The sequence below is a fragment of the Microbacterium sp. 1154 genome (genome assembly GCF_031455375.1).
GTDB lineage: Bacteria > Actinomycetota > Actinomycetes > Actinomycetales > Microbacteriaceae > Microbacterium.
On record NZ_JAVDSN010000001.1, the window covers coordinates 17,643 to 41,138 of the forward strand.

Below are 23,496 nucleotides of genomic sequence, written 5' to 3' on the forward strand. Positions count from 1 at the left end.
CGAAAGAGGCATCCCATGTCTTTCCCGGTGCTGCGCGAGCGCGCGGACGTCGCCGACGACACCGCGTCGGTGACCGTTCCCCATCCCCGGCGCAGGCGAGCTCGGCGCGGCGGCTCCCCCTGGGTCGCGGCCGCCTTCGCCGCCCCGCTGGTGATCTATCTCCTGGTCTTCTACCTGTGGCCGCTCGTGCGGAGCATCGACCTGAGCATCCACGACTACACCGTCCGCGCCTTCGTCCAGGGCGATGCGGCCTTCGTCGGTCTCGACAACTACATCGCCGTCGTCACGTCGCCGACGTTCCTGCCGGCCCTCACCAACACGACGCTGTTCGTGGCGGTCTCGCTCGTCTTCCAGTACGCCATCGGCCTCGGGCTCGCGGTGTTCTTCCGCTCCCACTTCCCCCTCAGCGGGGTGCTCCGCGGACTCTTCCTCGTCCCGTGGCTGCTGCCGCTGATCGTGTCGGGGTCGACCTGGTCGTGGATGATGAACAGCGACAACGGCATCATCAACTCGGTGCTGCGGGCCGTGGGTGCGGCGCCGATCAACTGGCTCACCTCCCCCGACACCGCGATGACCGCCGTGATCATCGCCAACATCTGGCTCGGCATCCCGTTCAACCTCGTCATCCTGTACTCGGGTCTGCAGAACATCCCCGGCGACCTGTACGAAGCGGCCTCGCTCGACGGCGCCGGGTCGTGGCGCCAGTTCTGGAGCATCACGTTCCCGTTGCTGCGGCCCGTCTCGGCGATCACTCTGCTGCTGGGCCTCGTCTACACCCTCAAGGTCGTCGACATCATCTGGATCATGACCCGGGGCGGCCCCGCCGACACCACCACGACCCTCGCCATCTGGTCGTACCGGGAGGCCTTCGGCACCGGTCAACCCGACCTGTCGCCCGCCGCCGCCGTCGGCAACATCCTCATCGTCATCGCCCTCGTCTTCGGGTTCGTGTACCTGCGGGCCCAGCGTCGCCAGGAGAACTCATGACCGTCCGCCGCGCCTGGTGGAAGACGGGTCTCGGACTCGTCTTCACCGCCCTCATGCTCTTCCCCGTCTACTGGATGCTGAACGTCTCGTTCACCAAGACGAGCGATCTGCGCCTCAGCCCGCCGCACCTCTTCCCCGTCGACCCGACGCTCGAGGGATACACGGCGGTGCTCGGACAACAGCTGCCCAACCTCGGGACGAGCCTTCTCATCGGCCTGGGCTGCGTGGCCCTGACCGTCGTCATCGCCGCACCGGCCGCCTACGCGATCGCCCTGCTCAACCTGCGGGGCGGGCGCACGCTGAACTTCGTGCTCCTGGTGGCGCAGATGATCCCGGCCGTCGTCATGGCGATGGGCTTCTACGCCATCTACGCCCGTGCCGGCCTGCTCAACAGCGTGCCGGGGCTCATCCTCGCCGACTCCACGGTCGCGGTGCCCTTCGCCGTGCTGTTGTTCACCGCGTTCATGGGCGGGCTGCCTCGCGAGCTGCTGCAGGCGGCGCGCATCGACGGCGCGGGGGCGTGGCGTACATTCGTGTCGGTCGTGCTGCCCCTGAGCCGCAACTCGGTGCTCACCGTGGCGCTGTTCGCGTTCCTCTGGGCGTGGTCCGACTTCATCTTCGCCTCGACCCTGGCCCGCAACTCGGCGCTGAAGCCGATCACCCTCGGCATCTATTCCTACATCGGCAACAACACCACGCAGTGGAACGCCATCATGGCGACGGCCGCCGTGGCATCCATTCCCGCGGCGATCCTGCTCGTCGTGGCCCAGCGCTACGTGGCCGCGGGTGTGACCGCCGGCGCCGTGAAGGACTGACGCATGGTTCTCGAACGACCGTACGCCGCGGGCACGCGCCTCGAAGCCGTCCCCGTCGTCCCCGCGTCCTCCCGGGTGCGCGGCGTCGACGTCGGCGCCCTCCGCCTGGACCCGCGAGGGTTCTGGGGTCGCCGACAGGAGGTCAACACCTCCGCCACCTTCGCGCACTGCCGCGAGTGGATGGAGCAGCTGGGCTGGCTGTCGAACTTCGACCGGGTCGCCGCCGGTGCCGCGCTGGACGAGCGCACCGGGTGGGTGTTCTCGGACTCCGAGGTGTACAAGCTCCTCGAGGGGATGGCGTGGGAACTCGGGCGCTCCCCCGACGAGGCGCTCGAGAGCGACTTCGCCGCGCTCGTCGACCGTGTCGCTCGCGCGCAGGACGACGACGGCTATCTCGGTACCGCCTTCGGCCACGCGGGACAGGCGCCGCGCTACAGCGACCTGTCGATGGGGCACGAGCTCTACAACATGGGACATCTGCTGCAGGCGGCCGTCGCACGCTGGCGAACCGGACACCCCGACGACCTCCTCGTCCACGTCGCGCGACGCGCCGCCGACCACATCTGCGCGGAGTTCGGCGAGGGGGCCCGGGACGGCGTCTGCGGCCACGCCGAGATCGAGGTGGCCCTCGCCGAAGCGGGACGCGCGTTCGGCGAGCGCCGCTATCTCGACCAAGCCCGACTGTTCGTCTCTCGCCGTGGGCAGGGCACCCTCCCCGTGCCACCCCTGCTGTCGGCCGAGTACTTCCAGGACGATGTCCCGGTGCGCGATGCCGACGTGCTCCGCGGCCACGCCGTCCGGGCCCTCTACCTGTCGGCCGGGGCCGTCGACGTCGCCGTCGACACCGACGACGACGACCTCTTCGCGACCCTGGAACAGCAGTGGGAGAACACCGTCGCCCGCCGCACGTACCTCACGGGCGGGATGGGCTCGCGCCACCAGGACGAAGGCTTCGGCGACGATTGGGAGCTGCCCGCGGACCGCGCCTACTGCGAGACGTGCGCGGGAGTCGCCTCGATCATGTTCGCGTGGCGGCTGTTCCTGTCGACCGGGGACGTGCGCTATCCGGATCTCATCGAACGCACGCTCTTCAACGTCGTCGCCACCTCACCGAGCGCCGACGGTCGCGCCTTCTTCTACGCCAACCCCCTGCACCAGCGTGAGGCGGGCGCTCCCGCGGAAGACGGCGTGAACACCCGCGCCGAAGGCGGGGTGCGCGCCCCGTGGTTCGAGGTGTCGTGCTGCCCGACGAACGTGGCGCGCACGCTGGCCTCGCTCGCGGCGTACATGGTCGCCACCGACGACGACGGGCTCCTGCTTCTGCAGTACGCGGCCGGAGACGTCTCCACCGGCGGCTGGCGTCTGCACGTCGAGACGGAGTACCCCGACGACGCCCGCGTGACGATCGTCGTCAAGGAGGTCGGCGCCGGGGCCTCCCGGCTGCGGCTGCGCATCCCCGAGTGGGCCGACGGCGCCACCGTCGAGACGGCGGGACGGCCCGCGCGCGCCGTCTCTCCGGGATGGTTCGATGTGCACACCGTCGCAGCCGGTGACGTGGTGACCCTGACGTTGCCGCAACGACCGCGGCTGGTCTTCCCCGATCCGCGTATCGACGCCCTGCGGGGTACGGTAGCGCTCGAACGCGGTCCGCTCGTGCTGTGCGTGGAGTCCCGCGATCTGCCCGATCCCGCCGCGCTCGAGGACGTCCGGCTGCTGCCGCTGCCGCCGCGACCGCTCGCCGACGGAGCCCGGGCGCACGCCGTGATCGTCGAGCCCGCGACCGGCACCTCCGTCTTGCCCTACGGGCCGAGCGCGCGCGCCGGACGCGTCGCGCGCTCCGTGGACGTGACGTTCGTCCCGTACCACCGCTGGGCCGAGCGCGGTCCGTCGCAGATGCGCGTCTTCGTGCCCCTCGCTACGGACACGTCCCTCGACGCGGGCTCGCTCTCCGGAACCGAAGCGTAGGCCGCGCGCCTCCCTGTCTTGCGCGAACGGTCGACGGACAGGGACGCGTGCGTCACGCCCGGGGGACGGCATCCGTCGCCGTGATCCGAACCCCGCGAGCGGAGAGCATCACGCCTGCGCGGCCGCCGGGACACGGCATCCCTCGCCCTGCGCGGTCGCTCCTTACGCGGTGCTGCCGCGGTCCGACAGCTTCGGCTCGATGAGACCGACGACCGACGGTGCGTAGTCGGGTTCCGCGATGCGTCGCACCAGGTGTTGCACGGCCTCGCGGCCCAGACCGTCGGGGGAGGTCTCCACGGCGGTGTACGGCAGGAGGAACGTACGTCCGAAGTCCCGCGAGTACAGGCTGACGACCGACAGGTCTCGCGGCACGACGGTGCCTCGCTCGCGCAGCACCCCCGGGAGGGCCGCAATGGACGCGTCGTTGTGCACGATGAGCGCCGTCGCCTCTCGCCGCTCATCGAGGATGGCGTTCAGACTCCGTTCGATCGCGGGCTGCTGCGACTCGCCGTGATGGCAGTGGACGCGGATGCCATACCCCGACGCCCGTTCGACGGCGGCGTCGCGGAACCGCCACGCGTAGGCGCCCCCACGCTCGAACACGTGACGCGGAGGCGAGACGAGCACGATCTCGCGGTGGCCGAGCCCGTGAAGGTGATCGACGAGTAGCCGCGCCGACGCTTCGAAGTCGAGGTCGAACACGTCGAGGCCCGCGGTGTCGCCGGGAAGCCCCACGAGGGCCCCGGGCTGCCGCGCCGCGCGCAGCGCATCCAGGCGCGGGTCGTCGTGAGTGACGTCGAGCAGGACGACACCGTCGACCCTGTTAGACGACGTGATGCGGCGGATGGCGCCCGGACCGTCGGTGTCGGTGACCATGAGGATGTCGTAGCCGAGCTCGCGGGCGGCGTCGGAGACGGCCAGGATGTACTGCAGCATCGCCGGGGGGAACTCGTCGTCGTGGAACTGCAGGAGCAGGCCGAGCACCATGGTCTGCGACGTCGCGAGAGCGCGGGCCCCGGCGTTCACGGTGAAGCCGAGCTCGGTGATGGCGGCGTCGATGCGGTCCCGCGTCTCGCGGGAGATGGGGCGGTTGCCGGACAAGGCGTACGACACGGTGCTGCGGGACACCCCCGCCGCCTTGGCTACGTCACCGATGGTCGCCATCGTCGGCCCCCTCCTCCTCGCGAACCCGGCGGGACCCGTCGGGCGCGGCCGGTGGCGGCGCACCCGCGAGGGGATGTCGGGCTCGCGTTATCTTCTCATCGCTGTCCGCTCAGGCGGTACACGCGGCCGCCGAGTCGATGACGCAATGGCGTCCCACGCACCGTGGGCCCGCCGGCTGGACGCGGCACGGACGCCGGCGCGCACGCCGACGGCGCGATGCCCCGGGGCGGTCAGACCCCGGGGCATCACCGTGACTTAGCCGTCAGGCGCTGAACCGCTCCCGGCGGCGCGCAATGAGCGCGGCACCCGCCGCGAGAGCCGCCGCGCCGCCGAGCAGCACACCGAAGCCCGCGAAGGTCCCGCCGGTGGTGGCCAGCGCACTCGCCGAGGAGCCGGCCGCACGTGCCCCCGCGCCGCCGGCGCCGGATGTCGAGCCGGTACCGGATGCCGAGCCACCGCTGCTCGCGCCGCCAGACCCGGCGCCCGGCGTGGTGCCGCCACCGTCCGCGGCCGCGACGACCGCGAGCGCCGTCGAGGCCGTGCGCTGCGAGTCAGCGCCCTCGGCGACGAGCAGGTGATCGCCGACCGGAGCCGCCGCGGGCACCGTCAGAGTCGCGGTCACCGCGCCCGTGGCATCCGCCGTCGCCTCTCCGAGCGCGATCGGGTCGGAGTGGAGCGAGAACCGCACCGTCTCACCGGGCGCGAAGCCGGTCCCCGACGCCGTGACTGTTCCCCCCTGCTCGACCGACGCTCGGCCGGCGGAGATCGCCGCCTCCGCCGCAGCCGTGGGCCGGAGAGCGGTGAAGGTGAGCCGATCCAGGTTGGGCGCCCACTGGGAGCGCAGCCCGAGGGTCGGGTAACGCTCGGAGATGTAGCTCGTGCCGTTGAAGTCGGGCTGTTCCTCGGAGGAGAAGCGCACGGTGTTCTCGCCCGCCTTCAGCTGCACCTCGACGGTCAGGTCCCAGAACTGGTTGGCGTTGTAGCTCTGCGGGAACAGCACCTTCTGCACCGGTCCCCCGTTGACCGAGATGTCGGCGCGACGCGCCACCGGGTCGGGGTTGTAGTGCGAGGCGGGCGACTGCTCCTCGTTCGAGTAGCGCAGGGTCATCGCGTAGGTGCCCGCCTCGGCGACCGTGACGGTGTTCGTCAGGGTGTTGCCGTTGCCGGGCGCCCCGCCGACGCCGACGACCGCTTCGCCGCCGCTCGCGAGCGAGAGGCTCTCGGTCTTCGCGGATCCCGCGATCGCGCCCGATTCGGCCTCGATCGTCTGCGAGGCGAGGAGGTTCTCGGATGCCGCGACCGCCACGCGGTCGACCAGGACCGTGCCGCTGCCGCCCACGACCTCGACCTTGTTGATGCCGCCCACGAGGAACGCGGGGATCGTCGCGGAGTCGGAGACCTGCCCGAGGTCGACGCCGTTGACGCGCACGGTCGCCGTGCCGCCGCCGAGGGTCTTCACCTCGAGCGCCTTTTCGGAGTCGTCCTTGTTGTAGACCCAGAACGTCGCCGACTGGTCGGCCGAGACCGGTACATAGCCCGAACCCGACACACCCGCCCGGTCGTAGGCGGCCGTGGTGCCGTGCAGCACGGCGTTCTCGGCCTCGTAGATGGGGGTATAGGCCGGGTTGGCCTTCGTCAGGTCGATCTTGTCGATGATCGCCGTCCCGACGGTCTGCTTCGATCCGTCGAGGCTCTTCGCCGCGAGGGTGATCGTGTTCGCGCCCGCTTGGAGATCGACTTTCGTGTCGGTGTGGTTCCAGACGACCCACTTGTACCCGAGCTCGGCGGAGATCTCCTGCTCGGCGGCGCCGTTCACGGTCACGAACATGTTGACCGGGCCCTGCGCCTCGTTCAGCGGGTCCTTGTTGAAGGCGCTGGCCAGCACGCTCAGGTCGTACGAGCCGGCCTCGGGCACATCGACGTCGAAGGTGATCTTGAGGTCGGATCCACCGCGGATCCCGCCGACGTTCTTCGTGCCCGAGGTGTAGAAGCCGCCCACGTTGCTCGGCGTCCCCTCCGGTCCGTTGATCTCGGGGGTCGCGCCGCTGAACCGCGCGTTCTCGGCCTCGTACACACCCCGCCAGCTCACGGGCGACTGCGCCGGGCTCGACGCGTTCTGCCCGGGGGTGACGATGATCTCGTACGCCGAGTCGGTGCCCAGCTGCGGCAGGTTCCCCTGCCCGAACTCGAGGGACAGCGACCCGTTCGACACGGGGGCGTCGAACTCGGCGACCGTCTGCGGCTCGCCGGAGTCGCCGATCTGACCGGTCCAGCGGATGTCGCGCACCTGCACGTGTGCCGTTCCGGACAGGTAGTCGGGCAGGCGGTCGACGTACACGCTCTGGTTGCCCGAACTCCCGCCCAGCAGGGCGTGGACCTTCTTGTTCGCGTCGTCCACCGTCGCCACGCCCTGGAGCGTGTAGCTCTCGCCGGGCTTCGGGGGGTGCACCGTCACCGTGTCACCGGTCATGTTGCCGTAGGCGTTGAGCAGCCACCACTGACCGTTACCGCGGTTGGACTGCACCGCCGAGTCACTGAGGTTGCCATCGATGTTCCAGTAGGCGATGTCGGCGTCGATCTTCGAGTCCTCGATGGCCGAGATCCACTGGATCATCTGGGCCGGAACCGACGTGTGGTAGTTGAAGGCGTACTCGTTGACATTGATCGGCAGGTGCTGTCCTGCCCACGTCGTCCCCGCGAAGAGCTCGTCCTCCCAGCCACGGTATTTCGCGACGGAGTCACGGATCGTGGCGGGGTTGCTGAGCTCGTGCCAGGTGAAGGCCTGGGGCACGGTGTCGTTGGCGACGGCGTGCTGGAGGAAGGCGTAGTCCTGGTCGAAGAGCACGCTCGTGTTCGGGCCGCCGATGCGCGCGTCGGGCATCTTGCCCTTGATCATCCGGTAAGCGCGGTCCCACGCGCTGAAGAAGCGGTCGGGGTTGTCGAGCCAGCTCTGACCCCAGAACGACTCTCCGCCGTTGCCGTACATGTTGCCCTCCGGCTCGTTGAAGGGCACGAAGACGATGCGCTTCTGGTACTCGGCGGGCAGCTGCAGCACCTGATCGACCTGCTTCGCCATCGCGTCGAAGTACCACGCCTCCTTCTCTTCACCGCTGTTGCCGGGTACCTCGTAAGGGAAGCCCCGGTTGATGTCGGTCATGTAGATGTAGACGTCGCCGTTCGACGAGTCGGCGAGCGGCTTGACCACCTCGAGGGCGTCGGCACCCGGGTGCTGCGGCCCGTCTTGCGCCTTGGTCGAGACGGTGCGCAGTTGGATGCCGTCGATGAGATTGTTCGAGGGCAGGCCGGGGCCGTAGAGCCCGTAGAGCGTTCCGGACGCACCGCCCATGAACGCCCCGGTGCGGTCGCCGACGTCGATCGAGAATTCGCCGGGCGTCGTCACGCGTACGGTTGCGGTGACGGCGGTGTCGGTCCCGTCCACGGTTCCGGTGACGGTGAAGACGCCGCGCTGAGCGTAGGCGGATGCCGGGACGTCGGCCCACGTGACGGGAGCGAGGCGCTGCTGCCCGTCGTCGAACTGGGCCTTCACGCCCGGGAGGTTCGGGGCCGAACCCACGTCGGTCTGCACCTCGACGCTGGTCTGCACGACGGACGTGACCTTCGGCGCTGCGTCGCCGGCGAGATCGCGCACCTGCCCGGCGGTGAGCGCGGTGTCGTATACCTGGAAGTCGTCGATGGCACCGGCGAAGAAGGGGTGCACCCCCGTCCAGAAGGGTTGCCCGATGTACCCCGAGTTGGGAGAGGACGAACCGAACAGGGCGGTGGATACGTCGGCGCCGACGGACGTCCGGCTGACCTCGAGCCCGTCGAGGTAGTACACCAGCGTGCCGGCGTCGATCGTCGTGGTGATGAGGTGCCATTCACCGGCGGGCAGGGCCGAGGCTCCCGACGCGCCGACCTCGCCCTGGGCGGTGGGCTTGACGTTGGAGCGTGCCTTGTCGTCGCCCTGGAAGCGCGGTGTATAGAACGCCGCGCTGTCCTTGTCCTTGCCCAGGCTGTAAAGCCACTGGAAGGCGTCGCCGCCGTCCCACTTGACCCACGACGAGATGGTCGTGGAGGTCAGCCCCTGGAAGAGCCCCGCGGGGACCGTGATGTAGGGCGAGGTGCTCGAGCCCGCCGCGCCGCCCGAGAGGTGCAGGGCTTTCCCGCCCGACGGGCCGTCGACCAGCTGAGCCGACTCCGGGTTGGCGAGCACGCCGTCGCGGCCCGAGCCGGATTCGTCCTTCACCGTCGCGGTGACGGATGCCGCGTCGTCGAAGTCGTAGTCGAGGATGACGTGACTGCCGGGGTCGGCGGCTGAGGCGGCCTCGGCCTGCGGCGGATGGGCCGGCGAGCCGATGGCGAGGGCGGCGACGGCCAGCCCTGCGGTGACGGTGGCGATGGGGGCGCGGGCGGCGCGCCGTCGAGTCGACCTCATGGAACTCTTCTCTCGTCGTCGAGCGGGGGGGCGTTCGTCATCGAACCGGTTCGATGACACTGTAGACGGGTGAAAAGCGTTCGGTCAATGGGTGAACACGAAATCTCGAGCTCCCCCACCGCACTTCATACCCTCGCGACGACGGCAGGCAAAAGGGGCCCGGATGCCGTGGCATCCAGGCCCCTCCCTCACTTCTCCCCGCCGGTCAGGACACCGTCCGACGCGGTCGACGCATCACCCAGACCGCCGCTCCCCCGACCAGCAGGAACGCCGCGAGCAGCGCTCCCCCGAGCGGACCCTGCGCGCCGGTCGCGGCGAGCTGCCCCTTCGGCACGACCGTGATGGGCACGCGCTGGATGACCGAGCCGTCGGCCGCGAATACCACGATCGTGTGCGCGCCCGCCTCGATGTCGGCGGGGATGCGGACGTCGAAGCCGACCCGGCCTGCCGCGTCGGCGACCGGGATGCCGGCGATGCGGATCGGCGTGCTGTGCAGCTCGGCGGTGATCTGCTCACCGGCCTTCAGACCCGTGACGCTCACCCGGACAGTCCCGCCACGCTCCACGGTCGATGCCGACACCGTGGCCGTGGGCCCCGTGGGCGCCGACGTCGGCTGCGCCGTGGGCACCCCGGTCGCTGGCGAGCTCGGCGCCGGGCTCGTGCTGGGCGAGTCGCTCGGCGAGGGCGACGGACTGCCGGTGGGCGAGTCGCTCGGAGACGGCGAGGGGCTCGGCTCCGGGTTCGTCTCGGTGGGCACCTCGCGCGGCGCGACGCTGGTGAGCGTCGGCGTCACGGTCTGGAAGAGCCCGTCGGCCCCGATCTGGACCCGATCGATCGTCGTCTCGCGGTTGGTCCCACCGCCGCCGGGGATGGCGAAGCGGTGATAGGCGATGTACCACTCGTCGGTTCCGGGCACGTTGATGATCGAGCTGTGCGCCGGCCCGAGGATCCCCTGCGAGGGATCTTTCTGCAGCAGGATGCCGCGGTAGGTCCACGGTCCGTCGATGCTCGTCGACGTGGCATAGCCGACGCGGTAGTCGGGCGATCCGGTGTCGTCGATCGAATACGTCAGGTGATATGTGCCGTCGCGGAAGTTCATGAAGAGCCCCTCACGGAAGTCGGGCAGACCGGTGATCGGCTTGATCGTGCCGGCCTTGATGCTCGTCATGTCGTCGGACAGCTCGCCGTAGACCGGCCGACCGTTGCCCCAGAACAGGTAGTACTTGCCCGTCTGCGGGTCGCGGAAGGCCGCGGGGTCGATCGCCTGGCCACTGTTGACGCTCTCGCCGTTGGTGATCATCGGCTGCGCCTCAGCGGTGAACGGCCCCTCGGGACTGTCGGCGACCGCGACGCCGATCATCTTGCGATTGGCGTTCGGCTCGTGACCGCTGAAGTAGAAGTAGTACTTCCCACCCTTCTCGATGATCGTCGGGGCCCAGGCGTTCCCCGTGGCCCAGGGCACATTGCCCTGAGCGCCGTCGAGGGTGAGGAACGGCTTGTCCGACCGCGTCCAATCCACGAGGTTCTTGGACGTCCAGACGTAGAAGGTGTTGCCGCCCCAGCCGGGGGTGCCGTCGGTGGTGGCGTAGATGTAGTACGTGTCGCCGAACACCGCGATGTTCGGGTCGGCGTACAGGCCCGGCAGCACCGGACTCTTCATCTCCACGGCCCGGAGCGTCCACACCGTGTCGTCCTGGCCGGGCGTCTTCAGCGTCACGGTCACCGGAGCGCTGAGGTCGCGGAGCGTGCCCGACGCCGGAGTGGCCGTCGTGCCCGCCGCGGTGGCGAAGGTCGGACGCAGCTTCGTCAGGTCGGTGCCCGGGGTGACCGGGAAGGTCACCGTGCGGGAGGCGGCGTCGACCATGGGGGCGACCTTCAGGGCACTCGCGTCCTGCAGGCTCACCGATCCGAGGATCGACCCGTTGCCCGACTGCGCGACGATCTCGCTGCCCGAGAGCGCACGGTTGTAGAGGGCGAACTCACGCACCTGGCCACGAAGCAGATTGTCGGCGTTGTAGACCGACTTGCCGATGTAGTTGGCGAGCGTGCGGCCGCCGCCGATGTCGCCCGGGCGCACCGTGACGTTCGTGTTCTCGGCGACCTGCTGGCCATCGAGGTAAAGGCGCGCCGTAGATCCGCTGAGGGTGTAGGTGACGTTCACCCAGCGGTCGCGCGGCAGCGCCGACGCGGACTGCGCGTTCTGCTCCCCCGACCAGTTGCCCGTCGTGAGCGCTCCGCGGAACTGGTTGTTCCCCGTCGCGAAGAGGTACCCGTTGCCGGTGCCGTCCTGGGCGGTGTTGCCGAAGGCGTACAGGAAGTACGGGTTCTTCTGCGCCGCGTCGACGCGCATCTCGGCCTGGACCGTGATGTCGGCGGTCCCCGCGAGCACGTTGTCGGGCAGGTCGACGTAGTCGTCGGTACCGTCGAAGGTCAGGGCGTTGTCCCCCCAGGCGGCGTTCCCCTTGATCTGCGCGTCGCGCCCGGCGCCGGAGCGGTCGTGCAGCGTCGAACCCGAGCCGTCGGTGAAGTCGTAGCGCAGGAGCTCGCCCTTCTCGTTCGCCGCGAGCGGCTGCGGGAGATTCGCGCGGAGCGCCGAGAGCTCGGCCTGCGTGACGGGCATGACCGTTCCATGGCGGGGGCTGCCGGGCAGACGGTACGAGGCCGGGACCTTCCAGTCGGGGTTGGCGATGTCGGTGGTCGCGAGCGGGATGTAGCCGCGTCCGCCGTACTCGTCGACGAACAGGTAGTACTTGTCGCCGTTGACGTCGCCCGGGTTGGACTTGAAGATGCTCGGGCCCTCGACCGCCTGCGTACCGGCGTTCTTGCCGATGCAGGAGGTGACGAGCTTCCACTGGTCGAGCGGGGCCGTCAGGACGGGCGAGCTCTCCTGGATGATGTCGCTGCACCCGGTGGTGCCGGCGCCCTCGTCCTTGGTGAAGCGCTGATAGACGCCGTCCGCCTTGATCACGGTGGAGTCGATGCGTGACATGCCGCCCTGCCAGACCTTCGTGTCGCTGAAGGTGACGAAGTCGCGCGTGGTGGCGTACAGCATGCTGTTGGCGACGTTCGAGGTGTGGTTCGGGTCGTTCTCGGGGTAGAGCTTCGACGCCCAGAAGACGACGTACTCGCCGAGGGACTCGTCCCAGTACGCCTCGGGCGCCCAGGTGTTCCCCGCCGTATCCGGCGAGACCTTGACGTGACGCTGGGCACTCCAGGTGACGAGGTCATGCGACTCCCACACCTCGAGGTACTTCGACCCCGTGCGCTGCGAGCGGTCCCAGTTGCCGTCGCGTCCGATCGACAGGTCGGTGGCGATCAGATAGAACGTGTCACCCTCGGGAGAACGGATGAGGAACGGGTCGCGCAGCCCCTTCTCGCCGAACGTCGAGGTGAGGGTGGGTTGTCCGTTGTTCAGCTCCACCCACGACAGGGCGTTGTTGCCGTTGCTCGCGGCGAAGTAGATGTTCTCGCCCGCGACGGAGTTGCCGGTGAAGTAAGCGAAGGTGTAGCCCTCGAAGGGACCGATCTGCGCCGCCTTGCGAACCGTCGCCGAGAAGTCGCGCGTCTGCGTGACGGCGTTCTTGGTGACGGATGCCGTGAGGGTCACGGTCGCGTCGGCCGACGGCCGCGTGACGACTCCGTCGGCGGTCACGATCTTCGCGTCCGAGGTCGTCCAGGTGACCGGAAGCCCCTGCGATGAACCGGGGAGGGTGAGGTTGCCGCGGACGTCGTCGACGTTCGTCACGGTCAGCGCACTGAGCGCCGACTGCACGGCGGCGCCGTCTTCGGGCGTCTTCACGAGGGCTTTGACCTCGGTGGCCGAGAGGGCGCGGTCGTAGATGCGGAAGTCGCGGAGGCTTCCGGCCAGGCGCTTGTCGGGGGTGTAGTTGGAACGACCGAGGTAGTTCGCGGTCGTGGTCCCGCCGCCGATCATGCTCGGGAGCGAGGTGGTGTCGGTGTTCTCGGCGATCTGAACGCCGTCGATGTACATGCGCGACGTCTTCGACCCCGCATCGAGCGTGTAGGTCAGCTTCTTCCAGACGCCGCGCTCGAGGGCGGCGGTGCCCTCGGCCTTCTGCTCGGTGCTCCAGTTGCCGAGGGCGATGCCGGTGCGCGCCGGGTTGCCCGTCGCGAAGAGGTAGCCGTTGCCGTACCAGTCCGTGGTGTTGCCCAGACCCCAGATGAAGTAGTTGCCGCTCTGCTCGGGGCGCACGATCACGTCGGTACTGACCGTGAGGGAATCGAGCCCCTTCAGGATGTCGTTCGGCAGCTTGATGTCGTCGTCATTGCCGTCGAGGCGCACACCATCGGTACCCGTCAGCGTCGGCCCGCCCTCGAAAACGGCGTCGCGGCCGTTGCCGGAGGTGTCGCGCGCGACGGTCCCGGAGGTCTCGTCGAGCGGGTAGGCGGCGACGAGACCCGCGTCCGCGGCCACGGCGCCGGCGATCACGGGGGCGGTGAGGGGTGCCGCGACGAGGGCGGCGATGACAGGGACGGCGATCGTCCAGCGGGAACGGCGGCGCGGGGGCGCCGAACGGTCGTATGGGGTCACGGGGGTGGGGTCCTCTCGTGGGTGCGTCATTGCAGGAACCGTCGTCATCGACGGTCCCTTGCATGTTAGCGCTCACACACCACGATGACCAGGATGGTTACGTCAACAGCTACTCCACCGACCGTGGGAGCGGTGTCATCACATCGCGTTTCGCGGCCGGGCGCCGCCCCCGACCGACAGGAAGGCGAGACGACCGTACCGGTGGCCTCAGCGGGAGCGCCGCGAACCGGTGGGCCGCTCGGCGGGCGCCGAGTCACGAACGACGAGACGCGTCGGGAGAGGGGTGCTCTCGCTCACCGTGTCGGGCTCCTCGACCGCGAGCAGCACCTTCTGCATGAGGATCTCCCCGAGTGCCGCGAAGTCCTGACGGACGGTCGTCAGCGACGGGTAGAGGAAAGCCGCCTCCGGGACGTCGTCGATCCCGACGACCCCGACGTCTTCGGGGACCCGCAGACCGCGCTCGCGCAGGGCCGAGAGCACACCGATCGCCATGTGATCGTTGGCGACGAAGATGCCCTCCCCCGGGGCGATGTCCGCCTCGCTCGCGATGCGGTACCCGCTCTCCGCCGACCAGTCCCCGTGCACGAGCGCGGTCGACTCGCTGCGCGAAGACGCGAGCTCCTCGCGCCATCCGCGGATGCGCTCGACGGCGTCGGGGTTGCGGGCGGGGCCGGCGATGTGGCGGATCGGACCGTATCCGGCCTCGCGCAGGTGCCGCACGGCGCTGCGGGCCGCGCGGTACTGGTCGATTGCCACGAGCCGCGGGTGCGGTCGGCTGGTCGTCGCCGACGCCACGACCGGGATGTCGAGATCGAGAGCCTGCACGGATGCCAGCACCTCGGTGTCGACCACGATGAGCACGATGGCATCCACTCGCTGCTTCAACAGACCGTCGATGGCCGCTCGCACCGCCACGGCGTCGCCCTGCGGAGAGCTGATGGCGTCGACGTTGTACCGGGCCGCCCGGGCGGCGAAGTTGAAGTTCATCGCGATCGACGAGGGGCCGTAGTCGACGCTGCCCGGGGTGACGAGGCCGATCGTGCGAGTGCGGCGCGTGACGAGCGCGCGGGCGGCCGGCGACGGACTGTACCGCAGCTGCGCGATCGCCTGCTCGACCCGTGCGCGAGTGGCCGGGCGCACGTTGGGCATGTTGTTGAGCACGCGCGAGACCGTCTGATGCGAGACGCCCGCCAGGCGGGCCACATCGAAGATGTTCGCCGTGCGCGCCGCTTTGTCGTCAGCCATGGGCCGCCTCACCGGGACTCTCGGGCTTGGCCACGAGAGCCAGGAGGGCGTCGGGGGTGAGGTCGACGGCGGGGACGATCTGCGCGAGGACTCCGTCGCGCATGACCGCCACCAGATGCGCCACACGAAGGACCTCGTCGAGTTCGGCCGAGATGTAGATGATCGACAGTCCGTTGTCGGACAGTTCGCCGACGAGCCGCTGGATCTCGGCCTTGGCACCCACGTCGATACCGCGCGTCGGTTCGTCGAGGACGATCACGCGGGGAGAGAGGGCGAGCAGGCGCGCGAGCAGCACCTTCTGCTGGTTGCCGCCCGACAGCGTCGAGACGGGGCGGTCGATGTCGGCGGGTCGGATGTGCAGCGCCTCGACCCAGCTGGTCGCGAGCTCGCGGCGGCGCGCCGTGCTCATGCGACGCAGGACGCCGCGCTGGGCCTGCAGAGCGAGGCTGATGTTGTCGAGCACGCTGAGGTCGCCGATGACGCCCTCGGTCCGTCGGTTCTCGGACGAATAGGCGATACGGCGGCTCATGGCCTCGCGCGGCGAACCGAACCGCACGGGGTCACCGTCGACGAACACCTCCCCCGAGCCCGGCCGGTCGACGCCGGTCAAGGCCCGGGCGAGCTCGCTGCGTCCGGAGCCGAGGAGGCCGGCGACCCCGATCACCTCACCCTCGGCGAGGTCGAGATCGGCGTCGCGCAGACGCGGACCGGCGGTCAGGCCACGCGCGCTGACGACGGCGGGGCCCTCGCTCTCATCGACGGTCCGCTGGCCGAGAGGGGCGAGAACGCCCGCAGCGGCGCCGAGCATCTTCTCGACGAGATCGATGCGCAGCAGCTCCTGGGTCGCGTACTCGCCGACGAGGAAACCACCGCGCAGGACCGTGACGCGGTCGCAGATCTCGTACACCTGGTCGAGGAAATGCGACACGAACACGACCGCGATGCCGGTTTCTTTCAGCTCGCGGATGACCCGGAAGAGTTCCGCGACCTCGTCGGCGTCGAGGCTCGAGGTCGGCTCGTCGAGGACGAGCACCTTGACGTCGACCGAGACCGCGCGAGCGATCGCGACGAGTTGCTGGATCGCGAGCGGATGCGACGACAGGATCGAGGCGGGATCCACCTCGACACCCAGAGACGCCAGGGCGGAGGTGGCCCGACGACGCATCTCGGCGTGGTCGATCATGCCCCACTTGCGGGGCTCGCGGCCGAGGGAGATGTTCTCGGCCACCGTGAGGTTGGGGAGGAGGTCGATCTCCTGGTACACCGTCGAGATGCCGGCCGCCTGCGCCTCGGCGGGGGACGACAGCCGGACGGGCGCGCCCTCGACGAGGATTTCGCCGCTGTCGAGGCGGAGGGCTCCGGTGATCGCCTTGATCAGCGTGGACTTGCCGGCACCGTTCTCGCCCATGAGCGAGTGGACCTCGCCGGCCCGCAGCCGGAAGTCGACGCCCGAGAGCGCCGACTCGACGCCGAAACGCACCGACGCCCCGCGCACCTCGAGGAGGGGCGGGGCGACGGCGTCGGGCATGGGGTCCATCATGCCCGCGTCGGAGCGAGAGCGCTAACACCGCGCGGCAGCGTGTTCCGCGGGCCCGCGGCCGAATGTCAGCGGCTGAGCGCGGAGCGCGACACGATGACCCGCTGCACGACCACGAACAGCAGGAGCAGGGCACCGACGGTGATGCGCGTCCAGGACTGTTCGGCTCCCGAGAAGGAGATGATCGTTCGGATGAGGCCGTAGACGAAGACGCCGATCATCGAGCCGATGACGAAACCGCTGCCTCCGGTGAGCAGGGTGCCGCCGATGACGACCGCGGCGATGGTGTCGAGCTCGGTACCCACACCGTTCAACGGGTACCCGGCGCCGGAGTAGGCGGTCAGGACGATGCCGGCGAGACCCGCGCACACTCCGCTGATGACGTAGACCGACAGCTTCGCGCGGACGACGGGCAGACCCATCAGGCGAGCCGACTGCTCGTTGCCGCCGACCGCGTAGACCGTCCGGCCGAAGCGCGTGTAGCGGAGGACGAAGGCGGCCAGCGCCACCGTCAGAAGCGCGATGATGCCCGTCGGGGTGATGTACCAGCCGGCGAACGAGAAGCGCGTCGACTGCAGCCACAGCAGCCCCTCGTTGTCGACCTTGATCGACTCGAGGCTGACGACGAAGGCCAGGCCGCGGGCGAGGAACATGCCGATGAGCGAGGCGATGAACGGCTGCACGTCGAAGAACTGCACCAGCACACCGATCAGCAGTCCGATCGCCGCACCGATGAGCACCATCGTGGGGATGGCCACGGCCACCGGAACCCCGTCGCCGAGCATCTTCGCGCACAGGATGCCGGTGAAGGCCATCACGGCCCCGACCGAGAGGTCGATACCCCCGGTCAGGATGACGAAGGTCATACCCACCGCGAGCACGAGCAGGTACGCGTTGTCGAGCAGGATCGACGACATGATGCGGTTCAACTGGAAGTTCGGGAAGTACCACATGGCCCCGGCGATCATCACGACCAGGATGATGACCGCGGCGAAGACGGGCACCCACGAGATGTGACGGCTGAGGAAACGGCGGTACGAGACCGCGGACGACGACGTCGAGCGTCGTTCTTCGGTGAGAGTGGCCATCAGGACAGCACCTTTGCGTCAGGACGTCGGGTGATCGGGCGAAGCGCGTTGCGCCCCGCCGTGTGGAAGTACGCGCGGAAGCGTCGCGACTGCAGGAGCACCACGATCAGCACGGCCGCGGCCATGAACACGGGGCTGACCGCGGGCGGAACCCCCAGGAAGGTGATCGTGCTCTTGAGCGTCTGGATCGTGAAGACGCCCACGACGGTTCCGGCGAGGCTGAACTTTCCCCCCGCGAGCGAGGTGCCGCCCAGAACGACCGCGAGGATGGCATCCAGTTCGATGTAGAGACCGGCGGCGTTGGCGTCGGCGGCCATGATGTTCGAGCTGTACAGGATGCCGGCGATCCCCGCGAGGGCGCCGCTGGCAATGTAGGCGCCCCAGATGATGCCGCGCGAGCGCACCCCCGCGAGGCGGCTGGCCTCGGGGTTGATGCCCACGGCCTCGGTCAGCATGCCGAGAGCCGTGCGACGCTCCAGGACACCGACGACGATCACCGCGAAGATCGCGACGAAGAACGCGAACGGCAGCCCCAGGACGTACCCGCCGGCGATGAACTTGTAGGGATCGCTGTTGATCGTGGTGATAAAGCCGCCCGTGATCAGCAGCGCCACACCGCGGCCGGCGAGCATGAGCACCAGCGTGGCGATGATCGGTTGGATGCCGAGGACCGACACGAGGAACCCGTTCCAGACTCCGAGGAGCAGGGCGACGCCGACGGCCGCGGCGATCGCGGTGAAGACCACCCCGAGGTTGCCGGGGTCGGGCGATGCCTCGATGACGGTGAGGGCGACGGCCCCCGAGACGGCCATGATCGCGCCGACCGAGAGGTCGATGCCGCGGGTGGCGATGACCAGGGTCATGCCGAGGGCGACGAGCATGAGCGGCGCGCTGTTGCGCAGGATGTCGATGAGCGACCCGTAGAACTGACCGTTCTGCATGGTGATGCTGAGGAAGGACGGCCGCGAGATCGTATTGATGGCGATGAGCGCGAGCAGTGCCGCGATCGGCCACACGAGGCGGTGGGTGAGGAATTTCTTCATGCGATCTTCTCCCGATCGGACGACAGTGTCTCGGGTGCGGTGGGCGACGGTGCGGCGGATGCCGACTCGGGTTGTCCCTCGGCGATGTAGGCCACCAGGGCGTCGAGGTCGACGTCGCGGGTGGCCAGTTCGCCGATCTTACGACGGTCGCGAAGGACCGCCACGCGCTGGGCGAGACGCAGCACCTCTTCGAGTTCGGACGAGATGAAGATGACCGCGAGGCCCTTCTCGGCGAGCTCGGCGACCTTGCGCTGGATGTCGGCCTTGGCGCCGACGTCGATGCCGCGGGTGGGCTCGTCGAGGATGAGCAGCTCGGGAGCGGTGGCGAGCCACCGCGCCAGCAGGACCTTCTGCTGGTTACCGCCCGAGAGGTTCCGGATCAGCGCGTTCGGGTCGGCGGGGCGCACACCGAGAGCGGTGATGTACTCCTCGACGACGGCCTGCTTCTCGGCCGCGCTGATCTTGCGGAGCGCTCCGCGGCGGGCCTGGATGCCCAGCACGATGTTCTCGGCGACGGTCAGGTCTCCCACGATGCCCTCGGCACGGCGGTCCTCCGACGAGAACGCGATGCCGCGGTCGAGAGCGTGACGGGGCGACCCGGTGCGCGCGCCCGAGCCGGACACTTGCACGGTCCCGTCGTCGGGCCGGTCGGCGCCGGCGATCAGGCGAGCCAGTTCGGTGCGCCCGGAACCGAGGAGGCCTGCCAGACCCACGACCTCGCCCGCGTAGACGTCGAGGTCGACCGGCTCGAGGGCGTTCTTGCGTCCCAGCGACAGAGTGCGCAGCACGGGGGTGCCGCTGCGGTCGATCGGGCGCTCGGCGCTGGCGGAGATGGCATCCAACTCCCCCAGCTCGCGACCGATCATCTTCGCCACGAGCTGCTCGCGGCCGAGTTCGGCGACGGGGTACTCGCCCACCAGGGTGCCGTTGCGCAGCACCGTGAGGCGGTCGGAGATCTCGTAGATCTGGTCGAGGAAGTGCGAGACGAACAGGATGGCCACGCCGCGGTCGCGCAGATCGCGGATGACGCCGAAGAGCTGTTCGACCTCGCCGCGGTCAAGGCTCGAGGTGGGCTCGTCGAGGACGAGCACCTTGGTGTCGACGACCATCGCGCGGCTGATGGCGACCAACTGCTGGATGGCGATCGAGTGGCTGGCGAGGATCGACCGGGTGTCGATGTGCACGCCCAGCTCGGCGAGGTAGGTGGCGGCCGCGGCGTGCGTGGCCTTCCAGTCGACCATGCCGGCGCGTCGGATCTCGTTGCCGAGCATGACGTTCTCACCGACGGTGAGGTTCTGGCAGAGGTTGACCTCTTGGTAGACGGTGGCGATGCCCGCGGCCTGGGCATCGGCGGTGGCGCGGAACTGGCGCTCTGCGCCGTCGACGCGGATGACGCCCTCGTCGATGCCGTAGACGCCGGTCAGGGCTTTGATCAGGGTGGACTTGCCGGCGCCGTTCTCTCCCATGAGGGAGTGCACCTCACCGGCGTAGAGGGTGAAGTCCACGCCGTCGAGCGCCTTCACCCCGGGGAACTGGATGCTGATGCCGCGCATCGCGACCACGGCTGCCCGTTCGGCTGTCTGCACGGCGACCCGTTCGAATGTCATTGTCGATCGCTTTCTCGGATCGGGAGCGTGCGGGGCCGGTGGGTACCGACCCCGCACGCCGGGGAGGATGTTCCGTCCATGCCGGGGCGATCGGACGGGGTGTCGTCGAGGGGAGTCGACGACGGATCCCTGCGGATCAGTAGGGGCGGCTGTCCAGGACCTTCTTGGCCTGCTCCTGGTCGAACGCCTGGTCCTCGACGATGTAGCTCTTGTCGACGGACTCGCCGGCGACGACCTTCTTGACGACCTCGGCGGTCTTCTCACCGAGGAGCGGGTTGCACTCGACGATGTAGTTGAACTCGCCGTTGGAGAGGGCGGTCATGCCGTCCTTCACCGCGTCGATGGTGACGATCTTGATGTCGGTGCCGGGCTTGAGGCCCGCGGCCTTGATCGCCTCGAGGGCGCCGAGGCCCATGTCGTCGTTGTGGGCGAAGAGCAGGTTGATCTGCGAGCCGTACTTCTGGAGGAAGCCCTCCATGACGGTCTTGCCGTCGGCGCGGGTGAAGTTACCGGTCTGCGAGTCGAGCACCTTGATGTCGGTGCCCTTGATTGCCTCGTTGAAGCCGGTGGCGCGGTCGGTGGCGGCCGAGGAACCCGTGGTGCCCTCGAGCACGACGAGGTTGGTCGGCGTCGAGCCGAAGTTCTCCGCGGCCCACTTGCCCGCGGTCTCGCCCTCCTGCTTGAAGTCGAGGCCGATCCAGCTCGCGTAGAGGTCGTCGGATGCCGAGACCGTGCGGTCTTCGAGGATCACCGGGATGTTGGCATCCTTCGCCTCCTTCAGGACGTCGTCCCAGCCGTCGCTCACGATGGGGGCGAGAACGATGGCGTCGACACCCTGGTTGATGAAGCTGCGGACGGCGGCGATCTGCGCCTCGGGCTTGTTGTCGGCCGCGTTGAAGACGAGGTTGAAGCCGTTGGCCTCACTGAACGCCTCTTTCATCGACTCGGTGTTGGCGCTGCGCCATCCGCTCTCGGAGCCGGTCTGGGCGAAGCCGACCGTGATCTTGTCTCCGCTGCCGCCACCGGCGTTTCCGCCGCCGCCCGCACCGGCACAGCCGGTCGCCGTGAACGCGATCGCGCCCACGAGCGCGATGCCCGCGATGATCTTGTTCGCCTTCATGATGAAACCTCCTCGTTTCGCCGGCTCCGATGCCGGTCATGTGATGCAGCCCCTCGGGTGAGCCGTGTGTGAATGTTAGCGCTCACAGGTCGAGATGTGTCAAGCAATTTCACGCCTCAGAAAATCACGGATTGATAAATGTGAAGCCTCACACTGCCGGCGGATCGCCCGGCGTGATCGCTGTCAGCGTTTCGTCGTGTTGCACCCCGCGGACCCGTCCGGCCCGGAAGCGCCTACCGTCGTAGACATGACTTCGCTTCCGCACGGCACCCCCGAGAGCACCCCCGCCATCGGCACCTCGGTCTCGGCGGACGACTTCAAGAGGGCGTTCCGCGGCCACCCCGGCGGCATCGCCGTCATCACCGCGTACGGCGAGAACGGCCCCGTCGCGCTCACCGCCTCGTCGGTGTCGTCGGTGAGCGCCGACCCGCCCCTGCTGATCTTCTCGGTGTCCGCGCTGTCGTCGGCGACGCCGACCATCGTCACCGCCGACACGATCGTGGTGCACCTGCTCGACGCCGAAGACATCGCTCTCGCCCGCGCGGGAGCCACCAGCGGCCTCGACCGCTTCGCCGACACCTCCACCTGGTCGCGCCTGGCCACCGGCGAGCCCGTCTACCACGGCGTGCGCGCGTGGCTACGGTGCAAGGTCGTCAGCCGAATGGATGCCGGCGGCTCCACCGTCATCGCCGCTCAGGCCCTGCAGGTCGACGTCGAGCGCGACCTCGAGCCGGGCGAGCCGGGTGCGGCGCTGGTCTACCACAACCGCGCGTGGCACCGCCTCGGCGAGCACTCGCGCCTCGACGACTGACCGCGCCGGGCGGCGCGTACGGCGGCGGGAATGGAACTGTGCGGGGGCTGCTGGACCGCCCGCGGGTGAGCGTCAGTGCGCGGCTGCGCCGCGTCGCGTCAGTCGCGAGATGCCGGTCACGACGCCCACGATGATGAGCCCCAGGATCAGCCCGAAGACAGCCGACATCGCGGTCTCGACGATCCACACCACCACGGGACCGGCGGCCTCGATCGCGTGCGTAACGAGATGGACCACGTCGTAGGGTCCTGACCACAGCGTCTCGGCGAGGTTCTGCAGCACGAGGTGTCCACCGACCCACAGCATCGCGACGGTGCCGATCACGCTGATCACGCGGAAGACCGCGGGCATGGATGCCACGACCCGAGCACCGAAACGACGGACGCCGCGCGACGGGCTCTTCATGAACCGCAGACCGATGTCGTCGATCTTCACCAGCAGCGCGACCGCGCCGTAGACGACCACCGTCATGGCCAGGCCGATGACGAGCAAGGCCCCCAGCGTCATCCAGATGCCGAAGTCGGGGTCGAGGCTCGACAGGGCGATGAGCATGATCTCGGTGCTGAGGATGAGGTCGGTGCGGACGGCACCGAGGACGAGCTTCTTCTCGTCGCGCGGCTCGTCGGCGCCGTGCTCGCCGTGACTGACGCCGAACCATTCGAGCACCTTCTCGGCACCCTCGAAGCAGAGGAAGCCGCCGCCGATGATGAGCAGGTACGGCAGCACCCACGGCGCGAACGCGGTGAGCAGGAGTGCGATCGGGATGATGATCACGTACTTGTTGATGATGCTGCCCAGCGCGATCTTCCAGACCACGGGCAGCTCGCGCGCGGGGGTGAGCCCCTGCACGTACTGCGGAGTCACGGCGGCGTCGTCGATCACGACCCCGGCGGTCTTCGCGCTGGCGCGCATGGCGGCGCTGAGGATGTCATCGACGACGGCGAGCAGACCGACCGACATGCGCTTCTCCCGGGGGTGCGAGGGGCACGGCGCACGCGCACCGCAGGCACGACCCTATCGGGCCGGGGCGCCGCCTCGACGGGGGTGGCGTGGCGGCGCGCGGAGTCCCTTCGCGCGGGGAGGAGATCGTGCGCGCGGAGGACATTCTGGGGCGCCAGGTCGTTCTC

The 23,496-nt window shown here is 69.2% G+C and carries 14 protein-coding genes; 4 read left to right on the plus strand and 10 right to left on the minus strand.

Features of this window, described 5'->3' with window-relative positions; all coding sequences use genetic code 11:
* Nucleotides 1–15 precede the first annotated feature (15 nt).
* The 3 genes from J2X55_RS00075 to J2X55_RS00085 are packed head-to-tail and all read left to right on the plus strand — an operon-like array spanning nt 16 to nt 3,767.
* Entirely contained in the window at nt 16–987 is a 972-nt protein-coding gene (locus tag J2X55_RS00075) for a carbohydrate ABC transporter permease (protein WP_115917226.1), read from the plus strand.
* Nucleotides 984–1,802 carry a carbohydrate ABC transporter permease gene (locus tag J2X55_RS00080; protein WP_115917224.1) on the plus strand — a complete coding sequence of 273 codons (819 nt, stop codon included), beginning with the start codon at nt 984–986 and terminating at the stop codon, nt 1,800–1,802. The genes J2X55_RS00075 and J2X55_RS00080 overlap by 4 nt, the downstream gene beginning before the upstream one ends.
* A 3-nt stretch (nt 1,803–1,805) precedes the next feature.
* Nucleotides 1,806–3,767: a beta-L-arabinofuranosidase domain-containing protein gene (locus J2X55_RS00085; protein WP_309821318.1), complete on the plus strand. Its 1,962-nt coding sequence runs from the start codon at nt 1,806–1,808 to the stop codon at nt 3,765–3,767.
* A gap of 162 nt (nt 3,768–3,929) precedes the next feature.
* On the opposite strand, the gene J2X55_RS00090 is transcribed toward J2X55_RS00085, so the two are convergent.
* The 9 genes from J2X55_RS00090 to J2X55_RS00130 all read right to left on the minus strand — a co-directional run bounded on the left by J2X55_RS00090 (nt 3,930) and on the right by J2X55_RS00130 (nt 21,558).
* Nucleotides 3,930–4,931, minus strand: coding sequence for a LacI family DNA-binding transcriptional regulator (locus tag J2X55_RS00090; RefSeq protein WP_309821319.1), 1,002 nt, complete (start codon nt 4,929–4,931; stop codon nt 3,930–3,932).
* A 262-nt stretch (nt 4,932–5,193) separates the two neighbouring features.
* Complete coding sequence (locus J2X55_RS00095) at nt 5,194–9,366, minus strand: LamG-like jellyroll fold domain-containing protein (RefSeq protein ID WP_309821321.1); 4,173 nt, start codon at nt 9,364–9,366, stop codon at nt 5,194–5,196.
* 205 nt (nt 9,367–9,571) lie between these two features.
* Nucleotides 9,572–13,918, minus strand: coding sequence for a family 43 glycosylhydrolase (locus J2X55_RS00100; protein WP_309821323.1), 4,347 nt, complete (start codon nt 13,916–13,918; stop codon nt 9,572–9,574).
* Nucleotides 13,919–14,125: 207 nt separating this feature from the next.
* Nucleotides 14,126–15,163, minus strand: coding sequence for a LacI family DNA-binding transcriptional regulator (locus J2X55_RS00105; RefSeq protein ID WP_210111272.1), 1,038 nt, complete (start codon nt 15,161–15,163; stop codon nt 14,126–14,128).
* The gene (locus J2X55_RS00110) at nt 15,156–16,700 is read right to left on the minus strand and encodes a sugar ABC transporter ATP-binding protein (RefSeq protein WP_396653251.1); all 1,545 of its coding nucleotides are present in this window, start codon (nt 16,698–16,700) and stop codon (nt 15,156–15,158) included. The genes J2X55_RS00105 and J2X55_RS00110 overlap by 8 nt, the downstream gene beginning before the upstream one ends.
* Nucleotides 16,701–16,768: 68 nt before the next feature.
* The gene (locus J2X55_RS00115; protein WP_115917212.1) at nt 16,769–17,788 is read right to left on the minus strand and encodes an ABC transporter permease subunit; all 1,020 of its coding nucleotides are present in this window, start codon (nt 17,786–17,788) and stop codon (nt 16,769–16,771) included.
* Nucleotides 17,788–18,831: an ABC transporter permease gene (locus J2X55_RS00120; protein ID WP_115917210.1), complete on the minus strand. Its 1,044-nt coding sequence runs from the start codon at nt 18,829–18,831 to the stop codon at nt 17,788–17,790. The genes J2X55_RS00115 and J2X55_RS00120 overlap by 1 nt, the downstream gene beginning before the upstream one ends.
* On the minus strand, nt 18,828–20,438 hold the full coding sequence (locus tag J2X55_RS00125; RefSeq protein WP_309821330.1) for a sugar ABC transporter ATP-binding protein: 1,611 nt from the start codon (nt 20,436–20,438) through the stop codon (nt 18,828–18,830). Before J2X55_RS00125 ends, J2X55_RS00120 begins: the two co-directional genes overlap by 4 nt.
* Nucleotides 20,439–20,574: 136 nt before the next feature.
* Nucleotides 20,575–21,558: an ABC transporter substrate-binding protein gene (locus tag J2X55_RS00130; protein WP_115917206.1), complete on the minus strand. Its 984-nt coding sequence runs from the start codon at nt 21,556–21,558 to the stop codon at nt 20,575–20,577.
* A 247-nt stretch (nt 21,559–21,805) separates the two neighbouring features.
* On the opposite strand from J2X55_RS00130, the gene J2X55_RS00135 reads away from it, so the two are divergent.
* Nucleotides 21,806–22,369 (plus strand): flavin reductase family protein, encoded by a 564-nt coding sequence (locus tag J2X55_RS00135; protein WP_309821331.1) that lies wholly within the window; start codon nt 21,806–21,808, stop codon nt 22,367–22,369.
* 72 nt (nt 22,370–22,441) lie between these two features.
* Here J2X55_RS00135 and J2X55_RS00140 read toward each other — a convergent pair whose 3' ends face one another.
* A complete protein-coding gene (locus J2X55_RS00140; RefSeq protein ID WP_309821333.1) occupies nt 22,442–23,329 on the minus strand; it encodes a DUF808 domain-containing protein in 888 nt (295 codons plus the stop codon).
* Nucleotides 23,330–23,496 lie beyond the last annotated feature (167 nt).